This is a genomic window from Limosilactobacillus avium (assembly GCF_947381485.1).
GTDB lineage: Bacteria > Bacillota > Bacilli > Lactobacillales > Lactobacillaceae > Limosilactobacillus > Limosilactobacillus avium.
Genome location: NZ_CANCWN010000002.1, coordinates 120,785 through 143,288 on the forward strand (window position 1 = coordinate 120,785; position 22,504 = coordinate 143,288).

18 protein-coding genes and 2 tRNA genes are annotated in these 22,504 nt (G+C 47.7%); 10 read left to right on the forward strand and 10 right to left on the reverse strand.

The window, feature by feature from the left end; all coding sequences use genetic code 11:
• Positions 1-5 precede the first annotated feature (5 nt).
• On the forward strand, positions 6-2,048 hold the full coding sequence (locus QOS01_RS01460) for a right-handed parallel beta-helix repeat-containing protein (protein WP_283620775.1): 2,043 nt from the start codon (positions 6-8) through the stop codon (positions 2,046-2,048).
• A gap of 64 nt (positions 2,049-2,112) precedes the next feature.
• Here the strand turns inward: QOS01_RS01460 and QOS01_RS01465 are convergent, their stop codons facing one another.
• Positions 2,113-3,267 (reverse strand): ROK family transcriptional regulator, encoded by a 1,155-nt coding sequence (locus tag QOS01_RS01465; RefSeq protein ID WP_283620776.1) that lies wholly within the window; start codon positions 3,265-3,267, stop codon positions 2,113-2,115.
• Positions 3,268-3,483: 216 nt separating this feature from the next.
• On the opposite strand from QOS01_RS01465, the gene xylA reads away from it, so the two are divergent.
• Both xylA and xylB read left to right on the forward strand, forming a co-directional pair.
• Positions 3,484-4,833 (forward strand): xylose isomerase, encoded by a 1,350-nt coding sequence (xylA, locus tag QOS01_RS01470; protein ID WP_222259232.1) that lies wholly within the window; start codon positions 3,484-3,486, stop codon positions 4,831-4,833.
• Between the two features lie 177 nt (positions 4,834-5,010).
• Positions 5,011-6,519 (forward strand): xylulokinase, encoded by a 1,509-nt coding sequence (xylB, locus tag QOS01_RS01475; RefSeq protein WP_283620777.1) that lies wholly within the window; start codon positions 5,011-5,013, stop codon positions 6,517-6,519.
• A gap of 196 nt (positions 6,520-6,715) precedes the next feature.
• Here the strand turns inward: xylB and QOS01_RS01480 are convergent, their stop codons facing one another.
• On the reverse strand, positions 6,716-7,213 hold the full coding sequence (locus QOS01_RS01480) for a DUF1440 domain-containing protein (RefSeq protein ID WP_283620778.1): 498 nt from the start codon (positions 7,211-7,213) through the stop codon (positions 6,716-6,718).
• A 148-nt stretch (positions 7,214-7,361) separates the two neighbouring features.
• Between QOS01_RS01480 and QOS01_RS01485 the strand changes: the two genes are divergently transcribed.
• Positions 7,362-9,569: a glycoside hydrolase family 3 C-terminal domain-containing protein gene (locus tag QOS01_RS01485; RefSeq protein ID WP_283620779.1), complete on the forward strand. Its 2,208-nt coding sequence runs from the start codon at positions 7,362-7,364 to the stop codon at positions 9,567-9,569.
• A gap of 68 nt (positions 9,570-9,637) precedes the next feature.
• On the opposite strand, the gene QOS01_RS01490 is transcribed toward QOS01_RS01485, so the two are convergent.
• Both QOS01_RS01490 and QOS01_RS01495 read right to left on the reverse strand, forming a co-directional pair.
• Positions 9,638-10,996, reverse strand: coding sequence for an SLC45 family MFS transporter (locus tag QOS01_RS01490; RefSeq protein ID WP_283620780.1), 1,359 nt, complete (start codon positions 10,994-10,996; stop codon positions 9,638-9,640).
• A gap of 15 nt (positions 10,997-11,011) precedes the next feature.
• Positions 11,012-13,066: a glycoside hydrolase family 31 protein gene (locus tag QOS01_RS01495; RefSeq protein WP_283620781.1), complete on the reverse strand. Its 2,055-nt coding sequence runs from the start codon at positions 13,064-13,066 to the stop codon at positions 11,012-11,014.
• 206 nt (positions 13,067-13,272) lie between these two features.
• Between QOS01_RS01495 and QOS01_RS01500 the strand changes: the two genes are divergently transcribed.
• Complete coding sequence (locus QOS01_RS01500) at positions 13,273-14,193, forward strand: helix-turn-helix domain-containing protein (RefSeq protein WP_283620782.1); 921 nt, start codon at positions 13,273-13,275, stop codon at positions 14,191-14,193.
• Between the two features lie 50 nt (positions 14,194-14,243).
• Here QOS01_RS01500 and QOS01_RS01505 read toward each other — a convergent pair whose 3' ends face one another.
• Both QOS01_RS01505 and QOS01_RS01510 read right to left on the reverse strand, forming a co-directional pair.
• The gene (locus QOS01_RS01505) at positions 14,244-15,155 is read right to left on the reverse strand and encodes an EamA family transporter (RefSeq protein WP_283620783.1); all 912 of its coding nucleotides are present in this window, start codon (positions 15,153-15,155) and stop codon (positions 14,244-14,246) included.
• 93 nt (positions 15,156-15,248) lie between these two features.
• Positions 15,249-15,953, reverse strand: a complete 705-nt coding sequence (locus tag QOS01_RS01510) for a matrixin family metalloprotease (protein ID WP_408612408.1) — start codon at positions 15,951-15,953, stop codon at positions 15,249-15,251.
• Positions 15,954-16,121: 168 nt separating this feature from the next.
• Here QOS01_RS01510 and QOS01_RS01515 point away from each other — a divergent pair, with 168 nt between their 5' ends.
• The 5 genes from QOS01_RS01515 (at position 16,122) to QOS01_RS01535 (ending at position 18,254) form a co-directional block, all read left to right on the forward strand.
• Positions 16,122-16,601 carry a DUF7679 family protein gene (locus QOS01_RS01515; RefSeq protein ID WP_283620785.1) on the forward strand — a complete coding sequence of 160 codons (480 nt, stop codon included), beginning with the start codon at positions 16,122-16,124 and terminating at the stop codon, positions 16,599-16,601.
• Between the two features lie 71 nt (positions 16,602-16,672).
• Positions 16,673-16,745 (forward strand) — tRNA-Gln (locus QOS01_RS01520).
• Between the two features lie 121 nt (positions 16,746-16,866).
• Complete coding sequence (locus QOS01_RS01525) at positions 16,867-17,730, forward strand: NAD(P)-dependent oxidoreductase (RefSeq protein WP_283620786.1); 864 nt, start codon at positions 16,867-16,869, stop codon at positions 17,728-17,730.
• Between the two features lie 57 nt (positions 17,731-17,787).
• Positions 17,788-18,117 carry a hypothetical protein gene (locus tag QOS01_RS01530; RefSeq protein ID WP_283620787.1) on the forward strand — a complete coding sequence of 110 codons (330 nt, stop codon included), beginning with the start codon at positions 17,788-17,790 and terminating at the stop codon, positions 18,115-18,117.
• A gap of 64 nt (positions 18,118-18,181) precedes the next feature.
• Positions 18,182-18,254: transfer RNA gene (locus QOS01_RS01535), tRNA-Glu, on the forward strand.
• Positions 18,255-18,648: 394 nt separating this feature from the next.
• Here QOS01_RS01535 and QOS01_RS01540 read toward each other — a convergent pair.
• The 4 genes from QOS01_RS01540 to QOS01_RS01555 form a co-directional block, all read right to left on the reverse strand.
• Complete coding sequence (locus QOS01_RS01540; protein ID WP_283620788.1) at positions 18,649-19,065, reverse strand: hypothetical protein; 417 nt, start codon at positions 19,063-19,065, stop codon at positions 18,649-18,651.
• A 381-nt stretch (positions 19,066-19,446) separates the two neighbouring features.
• A complete protein-coding gene (locus QOS01_RS01545; protein WP_283620789.1) occupies positions 19,447-19,749 on the reverse strand; it encodes a head-tail connector protein in 303 nt (100 codons plus the stop codon).
• An 84-nt stretch (positions 19,750-19,833) separates the two neighbouring features.
• A complete protein-coding gene (locus QOS01_RS01550) occupies positions 19,834-21,393 on the reverse strand; it encodes a phage major capsid protein (RefSeq protein WP_408612409.1) in 1,560 nt (519 codons plus the stop codon).
• Positions 21,368-22,501: a phage portal protein gene (locus QOS01_RS01555; RefSeq protein WP_283620790.1), complete on the reverse strand. Its 1,134-nt coding sequence runs from the start codon at positions 22,499-22,501 to the stop codon at positions 21,368-21,370. The genes QOS01_RS01550 and QOS01_RS01555 overlap by 26 nt, the downstream gene beginning before the upstream one ends.
• Positions 22,502-22,504: the final 3 nt, after the last annotated feature.

Genomic DNA, 22,504 nt, shown 5'->3' on the forward strand with positions numbered 1-22,504 from the left:
TTTCCATGAATATTTACGTTGACATCAACGTGCCGTTTTCGGGGGAAGGTTCAAAAGACTATCCTTTCCGTTCAATTCAAGCCGCTGCCGACATTGCCCAGCCGGGGGACACAGTCTTAGTTGCTCCCGGGACTTACCGGGAAAATGTTGACCCTAAGCATGCCGGAACTAAGGATGCCCGGATTACTTACAAGTCAACTGTTCCATTGGGTGCCGTTATTACTGGTGCCGAAAAGGTGGATAACTGGGAAAACGTTGCCGACGACGTTTGGAAGGTTGCTGTTCCTAACAGCATATTTGGGGACTATAATCCTTACACTACCCGGGTTGCTGGGGACTGGTTCGATGCGCGGATCGTTGCCCACACCGGTGAAGTTTACCTGAATGATGTGGCTTTATACGAAGTTAATAGCTTGGATGAGGTTAAGAAACCGGTCAAGAACGAAAAGTCATGGTACCCAGAGCGGACCCTGTACACCTGGTATGCTGAACAGGACGAAGAAGCCGATACGACCGTCATCTATGCCAATTTCCAGGGTAAGGACCCTAACAAGGAAAACGTTGAAATCAACGTCCGGGAAAACTGCTTCTATCCCCAACAAGAGGGAATCGGCTACATTACCTTAGCTGGCTTTGGGGTAACGAAAGCAGCTACCCAGTGGGCACCGCCGACAGCTTACCAGGAAGGGATGATCGGTCCCCACTGGTCCAAGGGCTGGATCATTGAAGACTGTGATGTTTCCCACTCCAAGTGTTCAGGAATTTCTTTAGGGAAGTACTTACAACCAAATAACAATAATAAGTGGTCTAAGTGGAAGTACAAGGATGGTACCCAAACTGAACGGGACGCCATTTGCCAAGCTTCCTACGAAGGCTGGGACAAGGAGCACGTGGGTTCCCACATCATCCGGCGTAACCACATTCACGACTGTGGTCAAACCGGGATTGTTGGGCACTTGGGTGGTGTCTTCTCCACAATTGAAGATAACGATATCCATGACATTAACGTCCGGCAAAACCTGGCGGGGGCCGAAATCGGTGGAATCAAGATGCACGCTGCCATTGACGTTACCTACCGGCACAACCACATCCACCACTGTACACGGGGGCTATGGCTAGACTGGCAAGCACAGGGGACCCGGGTTACCCAGAATATCTTTGACCACAACAGCCTGCCAAATGACTTCAAGACCACTAAGGATAACCTCAGTGACCTGTTGAGCGGACTGGGTGAAGATATCTGGATTGAAGTATCCTTTGGCCCAACGCTGATTGATAACAACCTCTTCTTATCCGACCGTTCGATTCGTTTTGCTGCCCAAGGGGTTGCTTTTGTCCACAACCTGATTGCTGGTAGCTTTACCGCTACTGGTCGGGGGACCGACAACAACTCAGTCAACCTGCCATCGAACCGGTTCACTCCATACCATGAAATTCACGGTACGAAGGTAATGGGCTTCATGACGATTCAACACGGGGATAACAAGTTCTACAACAATATCTTTGTTCAACAACACCTGCGTCCTGAAATGCAGAAGATTGCTGACGCAATGAAGGACAAGCCAGATGACTGGGACGACTACAACTTTGAAGTCGGGACCAAGCCATTCACCGACTACCCAACCTTCGAAGAATGGGACAAGCAGTTTGATGGTTACTGTGGTATTTACGCACCAAACAGTGACCACTACTACAACCACCTGCCAGTTTGGGCTGCCGGCAATGTTTACCTGAATGGTGCCCAAGCTACGGCGAAGGAAAAGGACCCTTACGTTGACAGTAAGGACCAGGTTGAATTGGCCCTTGAAAAACGGGAGGACGGCCTGTACCTGAAGACCAACCTTTACGACTTTGTTCCTGAAAAGACCGACAGCGTAATCTCCACCAAGAAGATTGCGATGGCCTTTGAACCGGAAGAAAAGTACGAAAACCCAGATGGCACGCCAATTACCTTTAACCACGACTTCTTCGGTAACCACCGCGATGGTGTCAAGGTAACCGCGGGACCATTTGCAAGTGAAAAGGGAGTTAACAATAAGCTATTCTAATTTATGAATAGGAAAAGCCACCGAGCGTGAAAACGCCCAGTGGCTTTTTTCGTGATTTAAATGTTTAACCAATTCCTCGCGACCACTGGAACTGCAGGTTGACCTCCGCCAGGTCGATTACCTTCCTAATCATGAGGGCACCGGCACCAAGGAGGGAGACGTACTTGGAACCGCTGATTGAAGTGATTGGCACTTGCACCTTTCGCTTTTCTGCGGCAACCTTGATTTGTCCTGTCAGGCCGGGGATGTTCTCGGTTAGTGGGGAGTTGATGAAGAGCCTTTCGGGACCATACAGCATCTGGAGGTTGAAGAGGGTTTGGGCAACGATATCGGCAAAACCATCAAGCACCTGCTGGACCACTGCGGTCGGTTCGGTACATGCCTGGTAAAATTCTTCTAATGAAGAAAGCCGGTGCCCAATTGTTTGGCTGACCCGGTTGACCAGGTCATCGACGGAGATGTAGTCGCCGACCTCCTGGAGTTTTCCACGGCTGTTGGGGATGATGACACTGCCGAGTTCGCCGACCATCCCCCGAAAGCCACTGAACAACTTGTGGTTTGCGATGACCCCAATCCCGGGCCCCCGGTGGATACTTAAAACAACCAGGTTGGCGAGACTATCCTGATTGGCGTAGTCCCGCTCATAAATAGCCGCCAGGTTGGCTTCGTTCCCGATCATCACGGGAACCTGGTAACGGTCGGCAAAGTATTGCTGGAGGTCGATCCCTTTGGTGGCATAGTAGGGAGAGTGGATGATCTTGTTCTGGTCGACGACGGCGTGAATTGAAAAGCTGATTCCTAACAGACCGTGCTCGGTATCATTATTTTTGGCTGCCGTAGCGAGTTCACGGTTGATCAGGTCCATTACTTGAAGAATATCATGATTTTGCGCAGGGAAACGTTGGAAGGAGATTTCCTGACCATCGGCGTAGAGAAACATCACAAATAATGAATCATAAGTTATGTTGAAGCAGGCGACATAACCAAAGTGACTATTAATGGTAAAGAGCTCCGGCTTCCGGCCTCCACCTTCAGTTGAATTTCCCCGGCCGAGGTGGGCAACGTAGCCTTGCTGGTCGAGTTCCGCAAAGATTGATGAAATGGTCGACTTATGCAGTCCCGTATTACGGGCGATGTCCGCTCGTGAAATGGCAGCATTGTTAAAGAGCTGCTGTTTAACGCGTTTGATGTTATTTAGTCGGGTAAGGTCCCGCTCCATAGAAAAAACTCCCTATAATTTAATTGATAAAGCTAATGTTTATTTTATATCTGTTCAGGCCCACGAGACAAGGAATTTCTCCCGCAGGACGACCCTAAATTTGGCCCAAAGAAAAATTTCTTTTGAGAAAGGGTTTACAAAGTCGGGTGCGGAGTGTATATTAAGAATTGTAAGTTAGTTGTTTATACAAACTAAATATTTCAGGAGGCTATCGATATGGCTGATTTATGGAAAAATATTGGCGACATTAAGTACGAAGGACCACACAAGAGTGTTAAGTCCGGTTTGTTCTATCAATACTACAACCCAGATGAAGTAATCCTGGGCAAGAAGATGAAGGATTGGCTGCGGTTTGCCGTTGCCTACTGGCACACATTTGACCAACGTCTGGTCGACCCATTTGGTGATGGTACTGCAATGCGTCCTTACGACAAGTACACTGACCCAATGGACCAAGCCTTAGCTAAGGTTGACTACGCATTTGAATTCTACAAGAAGTTAGGTGTTAACTTCCTTTGCTTCCACGACCGTGACCTTGCTCCAGAAGGTGATACCCTTCGTGAAACCAACAAGAACTTGGACAAGATCGTTGACAAGATTGTTGAATATCAAAAGTCCACTGGCATGAAGGTCCTTTGGAACACTTCTAACCTCTTCACTAACCCACGGTTCCTTGAAGGTGCTGGTACTGCTCCATCCGCTAAGATTTACGCTTACGCTTGTGCCCAACTGAAGCACAGCCTGGAAATCGGTAAGCGGGTTGGCTCCGAAAACTATGTCTTCTGGGGTGGCCGTGAAGGTTACGAATCACTTTGGAACACTGAAATGAAGCGTGAACAATCACACATCGCTAAGTTCTTCCACATGGCTAAGGACTACGCTAACGAAATCGGCTTCGATGCCCAAATGCTTCTTGAACCAAAGCCAAAGGAACCAACTACTCACCAATACGACTTTGATGCTGCTACAACCATCAACTTCATGCGTGAATACGGCCTGGACAAGGACTTCAAGCTTAACCTTGAAGGTAACCACGCTAACTTGGCTGGTCACACTTACCAACACGAAATTCGGGTTGCTCGTGAAGCTGGCCTGCTTGGTTCTCTTGACGCTAACCAAGGTGACAAGCTGATTGGTTGGGACATTGATGAATACCCATCCAACCTGTACGAAACTACTGCTGCTATGTGGGAAGTTATCGAAAACGGTAGCATTGGACCTCGTGGTGGTCTGAACTTCGATGCTAAGCCACGGCGGACTTCATTCAAGCCAGAAGACCTGTTCTACGGTCACATTGTTGGTATGGATAGCTTTGCTGCTGGTCTACGGGTTGCCGCTGCAATGAAGGAAGACGGCTTCTTAGATGACATTCTGAAGAAGCGTTACGCTAGCTGGGACGAAGGTCTTGGTAAGCGGATCGAAGAAGGCAAGGAAGACTTCAAGAGCATCGAAAAGACCGTTATCGATACTCCACAATCTGAACTCCGTGCTGCAACTCAATCTGACCACCTTGAAGAAATCAAGGATACTATCAACCACTACATGATTGAAACACTTGCTAAATAATGATTCCCTCTTTTGAACTCAAGTAATTGAGGCTCAAATACTAATAACAGCAACTACCTATCAATTAATCTAAAAATTTCCGTGTAGATCATTATTTATCTGTAGTGTCTTATAATAAAAGGGCCGAGGCAATCAACTTTGCCCCGACCCTTTTGTCATTGAAAGGAATGAAATGAAATGAACGAATACGTAATCGGTGTTGACCTCGGGACTAGTGCGGTCAAGGTTTCCGCAATGGACCCGGAAGGCCAAATTGCCGCCCAGGAAAGCTATGGCTATGAACTCCACCAACCACACCCGGGTTACAGTGAACAGGATCCGCGAGACTGGCTCTACGGAACGACCATTGCCATTGACCGCCTGATCCTCCGGGATGGCCTAAAGGCAGAGGAAATCAAGGGGATTTCCTTCTCCGGACAAATGCACGGCCTGGTATTACTGGATGAGAATGGCCAGGTCCTTCGTCCGGCAATGCTGTGGAACGACACCCGGACCACCAAGCAGTGTGAAGAAATTAAGGAAAAGCTCGGTGATAAGTTTATCGACATCACCGGTAACCGGGCCCTGGAAGGGTTCACCTTACCTAAACTGTTGTGGGTCAAGGAAAACCAGCCGGAGATTTGGGCCAAGGCCAAGAGCTTCCTCTTACCTAAGGACTACGTGCGCTTCATTATGACTGGCAAACAAGCAATTGATTATTCTGACGCAACCGGGACCGTCCTCTACGACATTAAGAAGGGGACCTGGAGCAAGGAAATTTGTGAGGTCTTTGATATCCCGATGTCAATGTGCCCACCATTGATGCGGTCAATTGATGAAGCCGGAACGGTAACGGACTACTACTCGATGTTCTCTGGCCTGAAGAAGTCCACCCGGGTCTTTGGTGGTGGTGGTGACAACGCCTGTGGGGCGGTTGGTGCCGGTATCCTCCAACCAAACATGGTGATGTCCAGTATCGGGACCTCAGGGGTTGTCTTGAAATACGAACCAGACGCTAACGTTAACTACCACGGGGCCCTCCAGTATGAATGCCACGCTATTCCTGATACTTACTACTCCATGGGGGTTACCCTGGCGGCAGGACACTCGCTAAACTGGTTCAAACACACCTTCGCTGCTGACGAGGACTTTACCGCAATGGTTAACAAGGCTGCTGAACGGCCATTGGGCGCTAATGGCCTTCTCTTCACCCCATACGTCGTTGGTGAACGGACCCCGTATGCCGACGCGGATATTCGGGGAAGCTTCATCGGTGTTGACAGCATGCAGAACAAGTATGACTTTGTCCGGGCGGTTATTGAAGGAATTACCTTCAGTTTCCGTGACATTCTCAACATTTATGACCAACACGGCCAGGCCTTCGACACCGTCGTTGCCATCGGTGGGGGTGCCAAGAGTGACTTCTGGCTCCAACTCCAGGCCAATGTCTTCAACAAGAAAGTCGTTTCTCTGACTAACGAGCAAGGACCAGGCCTTGGTGCTGCCATGCTGGCTGCTGTTGGCCTTGGCTGGTACGACTCCCTGCAGGACTGCGCAAAGAAGTTTGTTCACTTTGGCAAGACCTACGAACCACAAGCTGATGCCGTTGCCAAGTACAACGACCTCTACAAGGTTTACCACCAAGTTTATGACCAGACTAAGGGCCTCAGCCACCAGCTGATGAAGCTCCGGAATAACTGGGATTAATTGTAAAAGAAGCTGGGAAAAAAGCTTCAGAGTGCTCCGTATGGCTAGTATAGGACGATTGTTGGCACGGTACGGGCCAATGATTGTCCGTAACTAGACACTAGGAGCACGCTTTTTTTCCGCGATTACTGTGTAATATTCGGAGAACTAAAAGAGGCTGGTGAGAAAACAAAGTTTTCTCCCAGCTTCTTCTTACTTATTCATTTTTTAATTGATGCAAGACTTCACTCGCAATCTCGTGGTTAGTCCACATCCAAATTGCGTGGCCCAAGCCTTCCGATAAGTGTTCTTCCCAGGGTTGGTCATGAACACTAGGGACGGTCTTCATTGCCGGCATAATTACCAGGTGGAAGGCAACCCATACCGCAATTCCGAACGGCACCCCTTCGTCCCGGGTCAAGGCCTTGACCTTTTTGTCCAGGAGGGCGGCGTAGGCCGTTGCAAAACTAACTGAGAAACCGAAGTGGACCAGGTAACTAACCCAGGGAAGACTTTCCCCAGAGTAGTGATAGCTGGCCTGAGTTAACTTTGCTGGAATACCCAACTGTTGGAGTAGTTTTTGAGGTGGGTTAACCTTATTCCGGGCGGCAGTCCGTGGTGGCAAGACGTTTTCCCAGCCCAACTTGACGAGGCCGGAGATCAGGCCCGCTGCACTTCCAGCAATTAAAACGTGTTTCAAATTTAATTTTTGCATATTTGTCACTCCTCTGTGATCTTCCCACTAATTATAGCAGGGAAATATTTCCCAGGAAATAAATATACTCGGTGAAATTGTTCCCCTGTATTCAATCATGATATGCTCTAAGTAAGCGTTTAACTTGTGTGAAAGGAATGAAATGATAATGGTAACAATTGATTTGGACTTTGTTGAGGGCCTAACCCTTGAAGAACGGGCGGCCCTGGTTTCCGGAAAGGACTTTTGGTTCACCGCTAAGGTACCAGGAGTTGACCGGATGATGATGTCTGACGGGCCATCCGGATTACGGAAGCAAAACATCGATGCATCACCAGCCGACATCAATGACTCTGTGGATGCGGTCTGCTTCCCGTCATCGGCTCTCACGGCTAGTTCCTTTGACGATGATATGCTCTATAAGCTTGGTACCCACCTGGGAATTGCCGCCAACGCTGAGCACCTTGGCGTTTTACTGGGCCCCGGTGTTAACATTAAGCGGTCACCACTGGCCGGGCGGAATTTTGAATACTTTTCTGAAGACCCGTTACTTGCCGGCCGGATGGGGGTCGCATATGTAAAGGGGGTTCAGGACCAGGGCGTTGGCGTCAGCGTCAAACACTTTGCCGCCAATAACCGGGAAAACCAACGCTTTACCTCATCCTCAAACATCGACGAGCGGGCTCTCCGGGAAATCTACCTGGCCCAGTTTGAACGAATCGTCAAGCAGGCCCACCCGGCAACCTTGATGTGCTCCTACAACCGCCTTAACGGAACTCTGAACTCCCAGAACCAACGCCTGTTAACCGACATCTTGCGGAACGAGTGGGGATTCCAGGGATTAGTCATGTCTGATTGGGGAGCCGTGGCCGACCAAGTTGCGGCTATTAAGGCCGGACTGGACCTTGAAATGCCTGGTAAGGGTCAGGCGTCGGTTGACGAAATTGTGGCGGCTGTCAAGGATGGCCGCCTCAAGGAATCAACCCTGAACCGGTCTGCCCTCCGTGTCTTGAGAATGGTCGAGAAGTGGGGGAAGAAGGTAACCAAGGCGGATACGTACGATAAAAAGGAACAGCATGAGTTTGCTCGCCAGATGGCCGACGATAGTATTGTCCTCTTAAAGAACGAGCAAAATCAGTTGCCCCTCAATGCGACTGATTCGCTAGCAATCATCGGTGAGCTGGCTGCTAAGCCCCGCTTTGAAGGTGGGGGTAGCTCCCATGTCAACGCCCACCAGGTGGTAACACCCCTGGATGCTGCGCCAGCAGGTGCACAGTATGCTCAAGGCTATTCTTTAAAGGAAACGGCAGCAGATGAGCAGCTGGCGGCAGCGGCAGTTGAACTGGCAAAGAAGAGTGACCAGGTCGTCTTCTTTGCTGGTTTCCCGGAGGAGATGGAAACCGAGGGCTTCGATAAGGACACCATCTCGCTCCCAACTAATCAGAATGACCTGTTAGCCAAGGTTGCTGCGGCCAACAGCCATGTCACCGTTGTCCTAGAAAATGGGTCCGTTCTTGAGATGCCGTGGGCTGACCAGGTACCAGCAATTGTTGAAACCTACCTAGCAGGTGAAGCTGTTGGTGAGGCAACCTGGGATATCCTGACGGGGAAGGTTAACCCGTCGGGGAAATTATCCGAGAGTTTCCCGCTACGCCTGCAGGATAACCCAACCTACGGGACGTTTGGTAAGGACCATGACGAGGAGGACTACCATGAGGGGATCTTCGTTGGTTACCGCTACTATGACCTGCACGAGATGCCCGTCCGCTTCCCGTTTGGCCATGGACTCAGCTACACGAGCTTTGCTTACAACAACCTGACCGTTGAGGAAGGGACCGACACGGTTAAGGTGGGCTTTGACCTCACTAATACTGGTAAGGTTGCCGGAAAGGAAGTTGCCCAGGTCTATGTTGCTAATCAGGTCAGCCGAGTTGAAATGCCGGTCAAGGAGCTGCGTGATTTCACGAAGGTTGCCCTTGAGGCGGGAGAAAGCAAGCACGTGACCCTGACACTCCCCCGGCGGGCATTTGCCTACTACAACGTTGCTAAGCAGCAGTGGGAAGCTGACAATGGTCAATATAAGATCATGGTGGGGTCCTCTTCACGTGATATTCGGCTATCAATGGCCTTCACGTTGACGATTGGGACTAACCCGACAAATGAAGTGACTGGGAATACCTACGTCGGTGACCTCTGGGCTAACCAGGATCCGCATGTTCAAAAAGCCCTCAAGGATTCGGGACTGTACGAAATCCTGGCTCCAATGATGAAGGACGAGAAGTGGGTTGCCATTTCGGCGAACATCCCGCTGCGGTCACTGTCCGCAATGGGTGTTGACGAAAAAATCCGTAAGGCCTTCTTTAAAGCACTGAAGTAGTTTCTAAACTATATCGAAAAGGATGAAGCTGGAAATCCAACTTCATCCTTTTATTCTGCAATCAATTATTATGCCTTTACGGCTACTCCTTCGTGAACTCCGTGAACCGCGATAGCAGCACAGAAAAGAGAAATACCCGCAATCAGCATCATCATTGGCTGGCTATGACCAACCAGTGGGAAGATGAGAAAACTCATTAATGAAGCCACAATCTGCGGCAGGCAAATCCCAATATTAAACAGCCCGATGTATGCCCCTTCGTTTTGCCCGTTCAGCGATGAAGTGAGAAGGGTAAACGGCAGGGTGTGGATGGTGAAGTAGCAGATTCCAAAGAGGATAAATGCAACAACCGTTAGCCACTTGTCGTGAACCATCGAAACCATGATTAGGCCAATTCCACCAAGAGTCAGACCGGTAGCGTACCACTTTTTCCGGGTTGTCGTCTTGGCGTGGTAATAGAGGAATCCCCAACAGATTCCAGCGATACTCAGAATAGCAGTTAAGACCCCGTACCAGTTACCTGCGGCCTGGAAGCCTGCACTGGTTGGGTTGGTTGTGTGCCAAACGTTCTTAGCAAGCGCCCCCGTCGTGTAGGTCCAGACATACATGATACCGACCCAGGAGAAGAATTGAACCAGGCAGAGTTCCCAGAAGGCGCGGGGAGCAACTTTTACCAGGTGGAATAAGCTGACTGATTTCTTGTTAGCCTTCGGATCGATGCCGTGATAGCGGGCGTAGGTTTGTGGATCATACTCCTTAACGTTGAAGACAGTCCACATACTGGTGATTAAGAGGACCACGGCTGCCACGACGTAGGCGTAGATAACCGTGTTGGGAACGACACCCTTCTTGGCGGTGTTCTGCATCCCACAGGCAGTAAAGATAAACGGTAGCAGAGAAGCCAAGATTCCCCCACCATTGAAGAAGATTTGTTGGAGTGACCAGGCAAAGTTCTTCTGCTTATTATTAACCATGTCACCAACAATCATCCGGAATGGCTGCATACAGATGTTATTGAAGAGGTCCATGAAGCAAACGGCAAATGCCGCAAAAATCATGGCAGCCATTGAGCCATAGCCAAATCCTAGGGAGCCGGAGAACGGCAGCATCAGGAGAACGATGGCCGCAATCGGTGCCCCAAAGAGGAGGTAGGGCATCCGCCGACCGAAACGGTTCCAAGTCCGGTCGGAATACTTACCAACCAGTGGTTGAACAATCATCCCCATTAAGCCGGGGAAAATGAAGAAGAATCCCAGGTTGTTCGGGTTAGCACCAATGGACTGAAAGATCCGGCTCATCTGCGAGCTTTGCAGGGAAAATCCCATGTTAATGCCGAGAAAGCCAAAGGTGATGGAGAAGATGACCCACTTCGAGAGGTCTGGTAAGCCCGCATCGAGGTTGACCTGCTTAGTCTTTTTATCATTCATGATTGCCACCCCCTGCTAGTCCTTTTCTGCTGGAACCGTGAAGTCGAGCAGACTCTTTAGTGGGTGCTGGGCGCGGGTAAAGAGGGGAATCGTGTCGATTGGGCACGGTACGGTCACAGTTTGGCCCCCATGGTAGGTCTTCTTTGTTTTAACATCAATCCAGTCCTCGCCAGCTGGTAAGTAGACGTCACGTTCGCTTTGTCCGGCGTGCAGGATTGGTGAAACTAAGACATCCGGTCCGAACATGTACTCGTCTGAAACATCCCATGTGTGATCGTCCTTCGCGAAGTCGTAGAAGAGGGGCCGAATGACGGGGGTTCCTTTCTCATGAGCAGCCTTCATCTGGTCCATAACGTATGGACGAATTGCTTCCCGCATGAAGAGGTACTTCCGGAGAATTTCGTAGGTGGCCTTTGGGTACTTGTAGATTTCGTTGAAGGCCCCGCTGCCGAATGGTTGGTTAAACATCCGGTCAGCGTGTTCAATTGTTTGTTCTGCGGGTTCACGGAAACCGTGCAGGCGCATTACGGGGCAGAAGGTACCAAACTGGAACCACCGGGTCAAAAGCTCGTGGAACTTCGGGTCCTTAACGTTTCCACCGGTAAAGCCACCAATATCGGTTGTCCACCAGGAAATACCAGAGAGTCCGGCATTGAGCCCCGCAACCACTTGCTTCTGGAGGGACTCAAAGGTGGAGTGAACATCACCGGACCATAGGACAACACCATACTTTTGACTGCCGGCCCAGACACACCGGACGAGGTTGACAATCTCCTTTTGTCCCGCGGCTTTTTGCCCTTCATAAAAGGCCTTAGCGTAGTCTAATGGATAAATATTGCTTAACTTGAGGGCCGGGCCTTGGTAGTAGCGGAAATGGTCAAAGTCGTACAGGAAACCATACTCAGGTTCCGCTTCGTCAAGCCAGAACATCCGGATGCCATTGTCATAGTAATGCTGTTTGGCCTTATCCCAAACGTACTTCCGGGCACCCGGATTAGTAGCATCGAAGAAGGTTTCGTTGCCCATGAAGTGGTAGGAATCTTGATACATCCGTTCAGCCCGTACCAAGTAACCCTTGTCGTTCATTTCATCGTAATTTTCACTGTTAACATCGACGGTTGGCCAGATGGAAACCATCAGCTTGATCCCCATCTTATTCAACTCGTCGACCATTGCCTTCAGATTTGGCCAGTACTTAGGATCAAATTTCCATTCACCCTGGTTTGGCCAGTGGAAGAAGTCGATGACAATTACATTGATTGGTAGGCCCTTATCCTTATATTCGTGAGCGACCTTCAACAGTTCATCTTGGGTCTTGTAGCGGAGTTTGCACTGCCAAAAGCCACTGGCAAACTTCGGCATCATTGGTACCCGCCCGGTTGCATTAGTGTATTGTTCAACAATCTTAGCTGGTGAATCAGCGGTGGTTACCCAGAAGTCAAGCTGGTCGGTATCCTTAGCTTCCCACTTGGTTTCATTATTGGCAAAGGTAACTTGGCCAATAGCCGGGTTATTCCACAAAAATCCATAGCCACGATTAGAAAGAACAAATGGCACAGTGGCTTGGGTGTTCCGCTGGGCTAATTCAAGAATGCAGCCCTTGTAGTTGAGTTGCTTTTCTTGTCGTTGCCCCATTCCGTAGATCTTTTCACCATCGAAGGCCTCAAAACGCATCGTTGCCTGGTAGTCACCGCCAATGATGGGTTTCAGTTCCCGGCCGGGGATGCCTAACGGACTCGTCTTTTTACCGCCGGGCTTGACCTGCCACCGTTCTTCTAGCAATACCTTGCCGTCGCTATTAGTGACCGTTAGCCAGCCGAAACGGTTGATTGATGCCGTGATATGGCCGTTTTTAATCTGGCAGGTGTTAGCCTCCTCATCAATGGTGATTTGGTCTGCCGTCCCGGTCTGGTCTTTGGAGTAAGTAAGTGCCCAATCCTGGTTAGGAGTGAAGCCGCTCTTTTTAGTTACCCGAAAACGGAGGCTATCCTTGCCCCAGGGTTGAATAAGTAACTGTTCAGCAGCGTGCTCCCAGTACAAACCATTGTCTTTTTTCTCGATAACTGCCATACAAATACTTCCCTTCAGTCAATCTGTTATAATGTATACGATTAGTTGTCATAAACAACTTACACTTATTGTTATATTATTTCGGGAAAATATATGTAACCGCTTTACTGGCCGAAAAAGTGACCTCTTGTGTCAGAGGCTGGTCGGTAGTGAACAAATATCACGGGAAATGTAAAAAGACGTGGACAGATGTGAGGTGACCCGTCATGGAAGTGGACAAAAGTAATATTCAGGTATACTTATTTAACAGTGACCGTCCGTTTCACCATTATGCTTCCGGACAATTGACGGTGAAGAAGGGGACCCAATACGAAAGCGATGACCGTATTGCCGCATATGAGTTACTAGTTTGTTCAGGCGGAAAGTGCCAGCTGATTACCAATCAGCAGGTGCACCAGCTAAAGCGGGGAAGCTGTCTGGTTGTTGAACCGCAGACCAGCATTCAGGTTATTAGCGAGAGCCCTCAGGTTGACCTCTATTGGTTCCAGTTTTTGCCCAAGGATGACCGAGAGTTAGTTGACTTCCAAGATGTTCAGGCGGCGACCCGCAATCGTCAGCAACTCAGCCGGTTAGTCAATAACGTGATTATTCCGGAAGAGTACCAGGTTCGTGAGTTTAACAGAATCAATACTGCCTGCCTCCAGGCCCTCCTCCTAATTAAAGGAAACTATTATACAGACGCCCTGCCGTCTTACGTAGTCACCGAGTTGATGCTCCAGATTACTAATGACTTTATTGCTAGCCTGAATCACCTAACCCGGACTAACCCGCGTGCGGTCGAGATTATTGATTGGTTGGGTGATCACCTGGATGAGAAACTGACTGTCCGTAAGCTAGCCGACCACTTCGGGATGAATTACCGTTACGTCAGCCGGTTAATCAAAAAAGAGACGGGGGTGACCGCCTCCAACTTAATTATTCAAAAGAAGATTGAGATTGCCTGTGATTTGTTACTCCACTCAAACCTGCCACTGAAGGTTATTGCTGACCGGGCCTACTTTAATGATGAGAAGTATTTCTTGCGGATCTTCAAGAAGCGGGTCGGTCAGACGCCAACCCAGTATCGTCAACAGTACATGAGTGATTTCTTATTAAATGATACGAAAACTCGCGAAGGTAAGAAATGACACAAAGACGCCCCGTTGAACATATTTTTGGTTCAACGGGGCTTTAGTGTTTATTTATTGCTATGCCAGAGTGGAATACGGATGTTGAGGGCGAGGACGGCAACAATGACGAGAATGGACCCGACCACGTCCGCACCAGTCATGTGGAGGTTAAAAATTAGAACAGAACCAATCGTTGCGGAGAGTGGTTCGAAGGCGTCCATCAGGCTAAATGTCGTGGCGTCAATGTACTTGAGGGCGTTGTTGGCCAACTGGAAGGGGATCAGGGTCCCGATAATCAGAACGCCTAGCCAGCAAATCCAGATCACTGGTATGTTAGGAATATGCGGCTGTGCTGGATGAATGGCTAACAAGATAATGCCAGAGAAAAGAAGCCCCCATCCGGTAATGACTAGCGAAGGCACCCGGTTGGTCCGCAGCATGTTTTGGGGGATCAGGGTGTTAGTGGCGACCCCGACCGCAGAGAGGAGTCCCCAGAAAAGAATCATCGGCGTAACCGCCAGTTGGTTGAAGTGCCCGTGGGTGGCGATGGTGAGGACGCCTAGAAAGGCAATTAACGCACAGATGATTTCAATCCGGCGTGGTGGAATATGTCTAAAAAGTGCCTGATAGGCGATGATGAAGAAGGGCCCCACGAACTGTAAGATGGTGGCAATTGATGCGTTTCCGTACTGGACCACCATGAAGTAACAGAACTGGACCGGCAAAAGGCCAAAGATCCCGTACGAAAAGATAACCCAGGCATCATGGGGGTGTTTAAATATCTGGAAGGGATGGTCGCCGTGAAGCTGGCTAAACAGGACCAGAATTATTCCTGCGGCGGTCATCCGACTTTGGGTCAGCCAAAGGGAGGTCACCGAACTGGACGCATTGAAGATTCCCTTGGCAAACAGGCCGGAGATTCCCCAGAATGTACAGGCGGTGATCACCATTGCAATCCCCAAAACTTTTTTGTTTTTCATTGTAAGTCCGCTTTCTACTAAAAATTTCACACAGATATTATTTTAACATACTAAAAAAGCAGCAGGACCCCGAAAAAGGCTTGCTGCGGTTAATTATTGAAAGTTCTTAGTAGTTTCGTTATTGTTTGGTGTTGAGCTTTGTGACTGTGGGCGATTGGAGTAGAGTTTTTTAACTGCCTGCACATCGCGGGGCTGGATTGAGTAGAAGGAGCCCGCTGGTTGCATGACTGAGGCGGCGTCAGAGTGCTGGAGCCCGATGGCATGCCCCAGTTCGTGTTCAGCGGTATTAATGATCCGCTGCTGTGAGTAGCCGTAGGTCGGGTTCAAAAGGTAGCCGGCGTTGAGGTTAACATCCGCATGGAGAATGTAACCGGTCGTGGCGTCCATCTTGGTATTGGTCAGTCCGGCAGCACCGTCGTTTTGTTCATTAATTGCGTCGACGACGATGTCCGCCTCGTTTTTATTATTGGTTTGGTGGAAGGTAAAGGCACCGGTTTGATTCCACTGGCTAATTGCGCTTTCGGTCGCACTACGGAGGACTGGATTTGATAGATCAACGTAGACGGTAGCGCTTGGTTGGGTCCACCGGGCGCCGTTTACCGGGGTACTGCTTTCCTTCTCCCGGTCAATTGGCTTAGTGACGGCGATTGGCTTTTTGCCCATGAGGCGGTTAATGCCATTTTGAATGAAGACCTCAGTCTGCTGGGCACCAATGTTTAACGCCGTTTGAAAAGCGGGACTACTCTGGTAAACGCTAATGATCCAGGTGAAGAGGATCAGGTAGAGCAGGACAAGCAAAAAGTGTGGCCTCTTGATTGTGTTCATCTCCTTAATGCTGATATTTTATGAAATAACTATCAATTAGTCTATCGGTTTGCATAGCTTTTTACAAATAGTTAAAAAAGGTGCAGCATGGAGGGGCAAGCTGCGGTATAATATCACTGGAATTTTAAGGGAGGGTTTGCAATGGCAACCGTGTTTGAAGTCCATGTTAAGTTAAGTTGGGGACCAGAAAAAGATTACTTAGTAGCGAACGATGTTGAGCCGGGATTGGCGCACCGTCTGGCAACACGGGAAAACTGGCAAGAAGTAATGATTGACGCGCTGATTAACGTGCCCGTTGCCCCGTACCTGCCAGATAACGCGGTCCTACCACCGATGGCAACGGCCAAGGTCATTAGTGTGCGGGCCGTTGACGACAGCAATCCAGCGGTCCGTGACCTGCAACGTACCAGGAGCCAGTTCATCATGGCAGCGGTTTGGCAAAAGCAGGACGAGGATGCAGACTATAACTACCTGCGGCACGACTATGTTTCAGAGACCCAGGAACAGATCAAAGCGGACGTTGCTTACTGGAAGAACGGTACGCAAACGCCGGCTGTAGTGGCAAAGACGAAGGCCCGGATTGCCAAGCAGGAGCAAAGATACGCCGCAGCTAAAAAATAAATCTTAAAAAACTATTGACTAGTTCAGTATTTCTTAGTATAGTAATTATTGTTGTTAAGCGACAACGTAATTGGGCATTCGCCAAACTGGTAAGGCAGTGGACTCTGAATCCATAATTTACTGGTTCGAGACCAGTATGCCCAATTTTTTTATTTATCAAGTCTTGTGGGGACAGTGATTGTCCTGACAAGACTTTTTTATTTCCCGGGAAATTTCGAGATGGTGTATGATAGGAAATAAATAGAAGCAGGAAGGGCTGAGAAAAATGAAGATTGGCTTTATCGGTACTGGTGTGATGGGGACCGGAATCATCAACAACCTCTTAAAACATGGTAATGACGTAACGGTTTATAACCGGACCAAGGCGCACGCCCAGGCGGTTCTTGACCGGGGAGCAAAGTGGGCGGCCACGCCGGCGGCAGCAACCACCGGGAACGAAATCGTCTTTACGATGGTAGGTTTTCCCCAGGACGTTGAAGACGTCTACTATGGTCAAGATGGGGTTCTAGCAGTCGCCCAGGCGGGTCAGTACCTGGTCGACATGACCACCAGCCGGCCATCTCTTGCCCAGCGGATTGCAATTGATGGTGAAAAGAAGGGTGCCCACGTCGTTGATGCACCGGTATCCGGTGGTGATGTGGGCGCTAAGAACGGGACCTTGACGGTAATGCTCGGTGGCCAGCGTGCAGACGTTGATGCAATTGCGCCCGTTCTTGAGCAATTCAGTGCGTCATGGCACTACTTCGGTCCGGCGGGGAGTGGCCAACATGCTAAGGCCGCAAACCAGATTATGATTGCCGGGACAATGACGGGGATGACCGAGATGCTGGTTTACGCAAAACAAGCCGGTCTAGATTTAAATGAAGTTATTAAGACCGTTGGTAGCGGGGCCGCAGCAAACTGGAGCCTGAGTAACTATGGGCCCCGGGTTTTGAAGGGTGATTACACCCCAGGATTTTTTGCTAAGCACTTCCTGAAGGACCTGCGGATTGCGTTAGAAGAGGCGGATAAGATGGACCTGAACCTCCCGGCAACAAAGGAGGCCAAGCACCTATATGAAGAGTTAGTAGATGAAGATGGATTAGGCAGTGATGGCACCCAGGCACTAATTAAGCTGTGGTGGAAATAATACCGTTTTACGGGCCTGTTGTTTCCTGATACAATAGGTCGAGTAAGGAGAAAGAAAATGGCTAGTAATTCTGATTCTATCTATTATGTGTTGACAAAACTGAAACACCATCCGGAGCTGATCAAGCTTTGTGAACCACGGTATACTAACACGGTCTTTATCCTCTTTTCGGATAAGCTTAAGATTGCGGACAGCGGCTTTTACTTTCCTGACATGCGCTTGATGGTTAACCGCCTGGCCAACGAGTTCGTGGCCAAGAATGGTGACCTGTTGGATTACTACTTCCAAAAGATTGGCGGGTCCGCAAAGTCCTACCATGATGCCTGGATCACAACGTCGCACCTGCCAGAGAAGCATGTCTACTTGCTGGAACTCTCGTTTGAGTAGTTCTTTTTAGAAAAATTGTTGACAAGGCCGTATTGGATAACGTATAATTCCATTTGTACGTTATTGCCCGCTGGTCAAATTGGTTAAGACGTCGCCCTCTCAAGGCGGAGTTACGGGTTCGATCCCCGTGCGGGTGATTATTGATAGTTTCATCTAATGTTAAATAGTGCTAAACAGTTGATATAAAGGCATTTTCAAAATTAGATAAAACTGATTAAAACCTATTTTTATAAGAAATTGAGCTAAAATTGAGCTAAAATTTCTCATCGGCACGTTGGCCATCACAGTTTCTGTGGTGGTTTTTTTATTTTAAATTTCGCAATAAAAAAGTACATTGGCAGACACCAATGTACTAAGATTACTAAATACAATAATATTATAGCATGGTTTAGCGACTTGAACGACCGTCTAGTATTTTGGCTAGGCGGTTTTTCTGTACAAAAAAAGACGCTCACATGGAGCGCCCTTGAGATAAAAATAACGACAAGATTCATTGTACCAATCATTGGCCTGCTAGTCAACATAAGATAATCAATCATACACCTGGGGCTTTTTCATTTCGTCTAAGAGCTGATCCATACCATAGTTTTTGGCAAATTCCACTAATGCACGGTTTTTCATGGTGTTAAAGCTACGCAAGCCAATATTGTATCGGTCACATAATTCTTTACGGTTGTACTTCTTATTGACTATGTACTTGTTAATAATGAACCGGTACTTAGAATCTTTAATATTGTTGATTGCATCTTCTACCCGGTGCAATTGCCAACTTAGATTGGCATGATTGACGAATTTATTTTCAGTGTGATTGGTATTGCTATGAGAACCAGTACCCTCAAATGAGGGACTGTTAATTAGTGTATTGCGTGCATTAATTAGTGCTAAATCCTTCTTTAATCGTGCATAGTCTTTTAAAACTTGTCGGATTTCTTTAATATCTTTTCGCATATTTGTAACCACCTTTATTAGTGATTACTGGGTATATAAGAAAAGCGTCGCAATTGACGACGCTTTAATAGTTACGTACAACTCTGCCAGTTTCCTGGTGAGCAAAGCTCTGTAACCACAGCTATTTTATTATAAATAAAGAAGAGTTAACAATGAATATCAACAAATTAAACAACCTACGTGAATCGCTAAAACCGTCTACTAAGATTTGAACATTTAACAGTGATTTTCTATACAATTCAAGATAAGTCGAAGTATCAATAAGGTGGAGGCGGTGGATAGACGAACGGATCCGCCACCTTTCTTATTAATATTTGTGCTATTTCTAGCACACTTATATTATACCATGCTTTAAAAGCATGATTAATTGTTTAGTATGCTTTATTGCCATAGTTCTCCTCGCAATTGTTGAATCAACGAACGTACTTGATAAGGGGTCTGCTTAATGTCGATTGTGCGGTTAGTGTACCAGAATTGCACTAGGATAATTACGGCTAGGCGGTACTTACGGTTATCGGTTAATTCTTTTGGTGGTTCACCGTCAACAACTGAGTTAGATACATAATCCTTGGCAGTATCAATATATCCTCGGATTAGAATATCATCTTCGTTCCCGTCAATTCGTAAAGCGTCTTTGATAGTATCTACTGAAATTTCAATCGGGTTATTACTTGGTTCTGTCATTTTATATCACTCCTAACAAAATAAGAGCCTACCCACTCATCACGAATAGGTAGGCTCTTTGAGTTGATTGTAGTTTTAAGTTAGTTACTTACCAGCGCCCTTGCCGTTGGAAAGTGAAATGTTGATAGCAGCATCGCTTGAAATTGGCTTGTAGTCGTTACGAACGATTACAGACAGGCCCTGGGCGAATTGGTCAAACTTATCCCATTGTGCTGTTACTTGGTTGCGGCGGAATACGGCAACGGCTTCGGCCATGTCACCAACGATTAATGGGAATGAACCATCGGAATTGTTAGGCATGACAGCGTCACTAATCATAACCACAGGGGCACCAAACAGTGAGAAACCACTAGCAGCGGTTGGGTTAGGTTGTAGCAGGTAACGTCCTTCGCTGTCCTTCAAAGTATCCAGGTAGTTAAATCCAGACTGGTTGACTAACCACATCTTGTTCAAAGCAGGGTCAAGGTCAACATTGAAAATCTTCTTTAAGTCGTCGGTAGTAGTGGCGGTTTCTTTCTTGAACGTGTCACCAGTCAGCACCTTCATAATGTTTTGGTTATCGGTATTGTCCACCAGCTTTTGAAGTTGGTTCTTAACTTCGGCCACAATATCAACGGCAGAATCATCGACAATCTCATTTGAGAGGGCAATCTTACCAGCACGGGTCTTCACATCGAATGGAACATCTTCAAACATATTAGCGTCAACGTCCGCAATGTCAGCCAATTCTTCCTTGGTTGCCAAAACCGCCTTATCATTACGCTTAGCAATTGGGTAGTGTCCAGAACCAGTTGAAACGCTCTTAACAGTAGCGTATTGAGCTAAGTTGTACTTGCTGTTCTTTAATTCCAGAACAGGCGTTACAACTTCTTGTGGAATTACGGCAGTAGCACCGGAAGTTTTCAAACCGTCTCGCATTTCACCACGTGAACGAATAAAGTCTTCAAAGCTACGGGTTTCAGTCTTTTCGTTGTTATCAATAATAGTCTTTTCAGTCATTTTTTCCTTTTCCCCCTTAATAAATTGTTCATATGAACGGGTGTCTACATTTACATTCTTATTATCAGAGTTATCAGCATTTACATTAGTTGAATCGTACGCCGGAACAGCCACAATTGAACACTCAAACAGGTCTTTAATCTGGTTAATAGTCCGAGTGATATTGCCCTGGTCGTCCTTGTCCCATTCATCGGAACCATCGTCAATGTCAAAGCTAAAAGAACAGCTATCAAGGTTACCAGCTTGTACGTTGGCGAATACATCGTTGGCAGTAGTGGTATCTGGTAGGGTAGCTTCAAAGTGAAGCCCCTTATCATCTGGGGTCAGCTTTAAAGTACCAGCCTTAACACTTGCTAAGACTTGTGTGTAATCATGGTCGTTGAGCATTAAGACATTAGACAGGTCCACACCTTTAAGAGCGTCCGGTGATACAACTTCTTTGAAGCCCCCTAAATCCTTGCTAGGGGTATTCCAAACAATCGCATAACCAGAGAGCTTCTTTGGGCTGTTCTGGGCCGTTTTAGCAGGTTGTGGGTTATTATCCGTCTTATCCTGCTTATCGCTGTCTTGTGGTTCTGTGGGAGCCTGTGGAGTAGGTTCTGCCGCTCGCAATTCAGCATTAATCGTTAATCGGCGATCTTCCATTATTTTCATTCATTCCTTTCTGTGTATTATCGGTAAAGCTGTCACCATCGCTAGTCGGTGGCAACCCTAACTTGCTACGGGCTTCATTCCTGGTCAGCAAGCCATTGTTATAGCCGTCAATTGCCTGTTGTTGAATGGTAGCAGGGTCAAGGCTTAGCAGCTTATCGGTGTTAAAGGTAAAGTCCTTACCAAACTTCTTAGATAGTTCGCTAGTGAAACAATCAAAGTAGTGTTGTAGGGTACTTTGTAAGTATTGCAGGTTACTTTGTTGCTGGTTGCTATGCTCGTTTTCAAGCCCTAACCGCTCAACGGGCAGACCAAACGCCTTGGCAATCTGTCTGGTTGTCCAGTCGTTAGAGTTGACCAGTTTAAGCACATCTGTATTGAGTGACAGGTTGCTAACGTCCATAGAATCATCAACAACAACGGTTTTCATTGAGTTAGGGCCGGAGTTGGCATCATCGAACTTCTTACGAATGTTATTAACGGCGTCGGGGTTTAAATCGGCTTGCTTGACCTTGACCACCGTTGTACCGTGAATCCCGTTATTAAAGAAGTTAAGCAGCAACTTGTTACCAGCATTCTGTACGCCTAATTCATCTTTCAACGCATACAGGGGGCTTAATCCAGATACACCGTCAAGGGTGAAATATTTGAAGTGCAGCACCTTGTTAGGTGGAATCACTCGCTTAATTTTCCCGTCAGGTGAGTAGGTATACTTTAAGCGCCCGGTGATTGTGTCTTGGCTTACGGTCATTTGATTGTTAGGAATAAACCGCAAGTTATGGTTAGGCAAAATCTCAGCAAACGAATTACCGTTGAGTAATAAATTAGCCATTAAAGCGTATTTAAAATGGAAACCGTCCATCGTGTCGTTAGGGGAAACGTTAATCATCTTGTTAATAACGTCCGTGTCGCACAATACCGGGTTTGAAGCTACGTCACTGGCAATAATATTGATTGCCGTAAAAACATCGCTATTACGCAAGTTTGACGGTGATACATAGGCGTAGGGGTCGTCACTTGAAATGCTAACCAACGCATCAAGAAACGGGTCATGATTGGTTGTAGTCGTATTCTTATTAAACCAGTTATTAAACAAACTCATTAA

Coding starts and splice junctions, on each gene's coding strand:
- QOS01_RS01530 (WP_283620787.1), top strand. CDS start 17,788: ATGGCTAGTAATTCTGATTCTATCTATTATGTGTTGACAAAACTGAAA.
- xylB (WP_283620777.1), top strand. CDS start 5,011: ATGAACGAATACGTAATCGGTGTTGACCTCGGGACTAGTGCGGTCAAG.
- xylA (WP_222259232.1), top strand. CDS start 3,484: ATGGCTGATTTATGGAAAAATATTGGCGACATTAAGTACGAAGGACCA.
- QOS01_RS01490 (WP_283620780.1), bottom strand. CDS start 10,996: ATGAATGATAAAAAGACTAAGCAGGTCAACCTCGATGCGGGCTTACCA.
- QOS01_RS01480 (WP_283620778.1), bottom strand. CDS start 7,213: ATGCAAAAATTAAATTTGAAACACGTTTTAATTGCTGGAAGTGCAGCG.
- QOS01_RS01495 (WP_283620781.1), bottom strand. CDS start 13,066: ATGGCAGTTATCGAGAAAAAAGACAATGGTTTGTACTGGGAGCACGCT.
- QOS01_RS01505 (WP_283620783.1), bottom strand. CDS start 15,155: ATGAAAAACAAAAAAGTTTTGGGGATTGCAATGGTGATCACCGCCTGT.
- QOS01_RS01545 (WP_283620789.1), bottom strand. CDS start 19,749: ATGACAGAACCAAGTAATAACCCGATTGAAATTTCAGTAGATACTATC.
- QOS01_RS01460 (WP_283620775.1), top strand. CDS start 6: ATGAATATTTACGTTGACATCAACGTGCCGTTTTCGGGGGAAGGTTCA.
- QOS01_RS01555 (WP_283620790.1), bottom strand. CDS start 22,501: ATGAGTTTGTTTAATAACTGGTTTAATAAGAATACGACTACAACCAAT.
- QOS01_RS01500 (WP_283620782.1), top strand. CDS start 13,273: ATGGAAGTGGACAAAAGTAATATTCAGGTATACTTATTTAACAGTGAC.
- QOS01_RS01515 (WP_283620785.1), top strand. CDS start 16,122: ATGGCAACCGTGTTTGAAGTCCATGTTAAGTTAAGTTGGGGACCAGAA.
- QOS01_RS01550 (WP_408612409.1), bottom strand. CDS start 21,393: ATGGAAGATCGCCGATTAACGATTAATGCTGAATTGCGAGCGGCAGAA.
- QOS01_RS01540 (WP_283620788.1), bottom strand. CDS start 19,065: ATGCGAAAAGATATTAAAGAAATCCGACAAGTTTTAAAAGACTATGCA.
- QOS01_RS01485 (WP_283620779.1), top strand. CDS start 7,362: ATGGTAACAATTGATTTGGACTTTGTTGAGGGCCTAACCCTTGAAGAA.
- QOS01_RS01525 (WP_283620786.1), top strand. CDS start 16,867: ATGAAGATTGGCTTTATCGGTACTGGTGTGATGGGGACCGGAATCATC.
- QOS01_RS01465 (WP_283620776.1), bottom strand. CDS start 3,267: ATGGAGCGGGACCTTACCCGACTAAATAACATCAAACGCGTTAAACAG.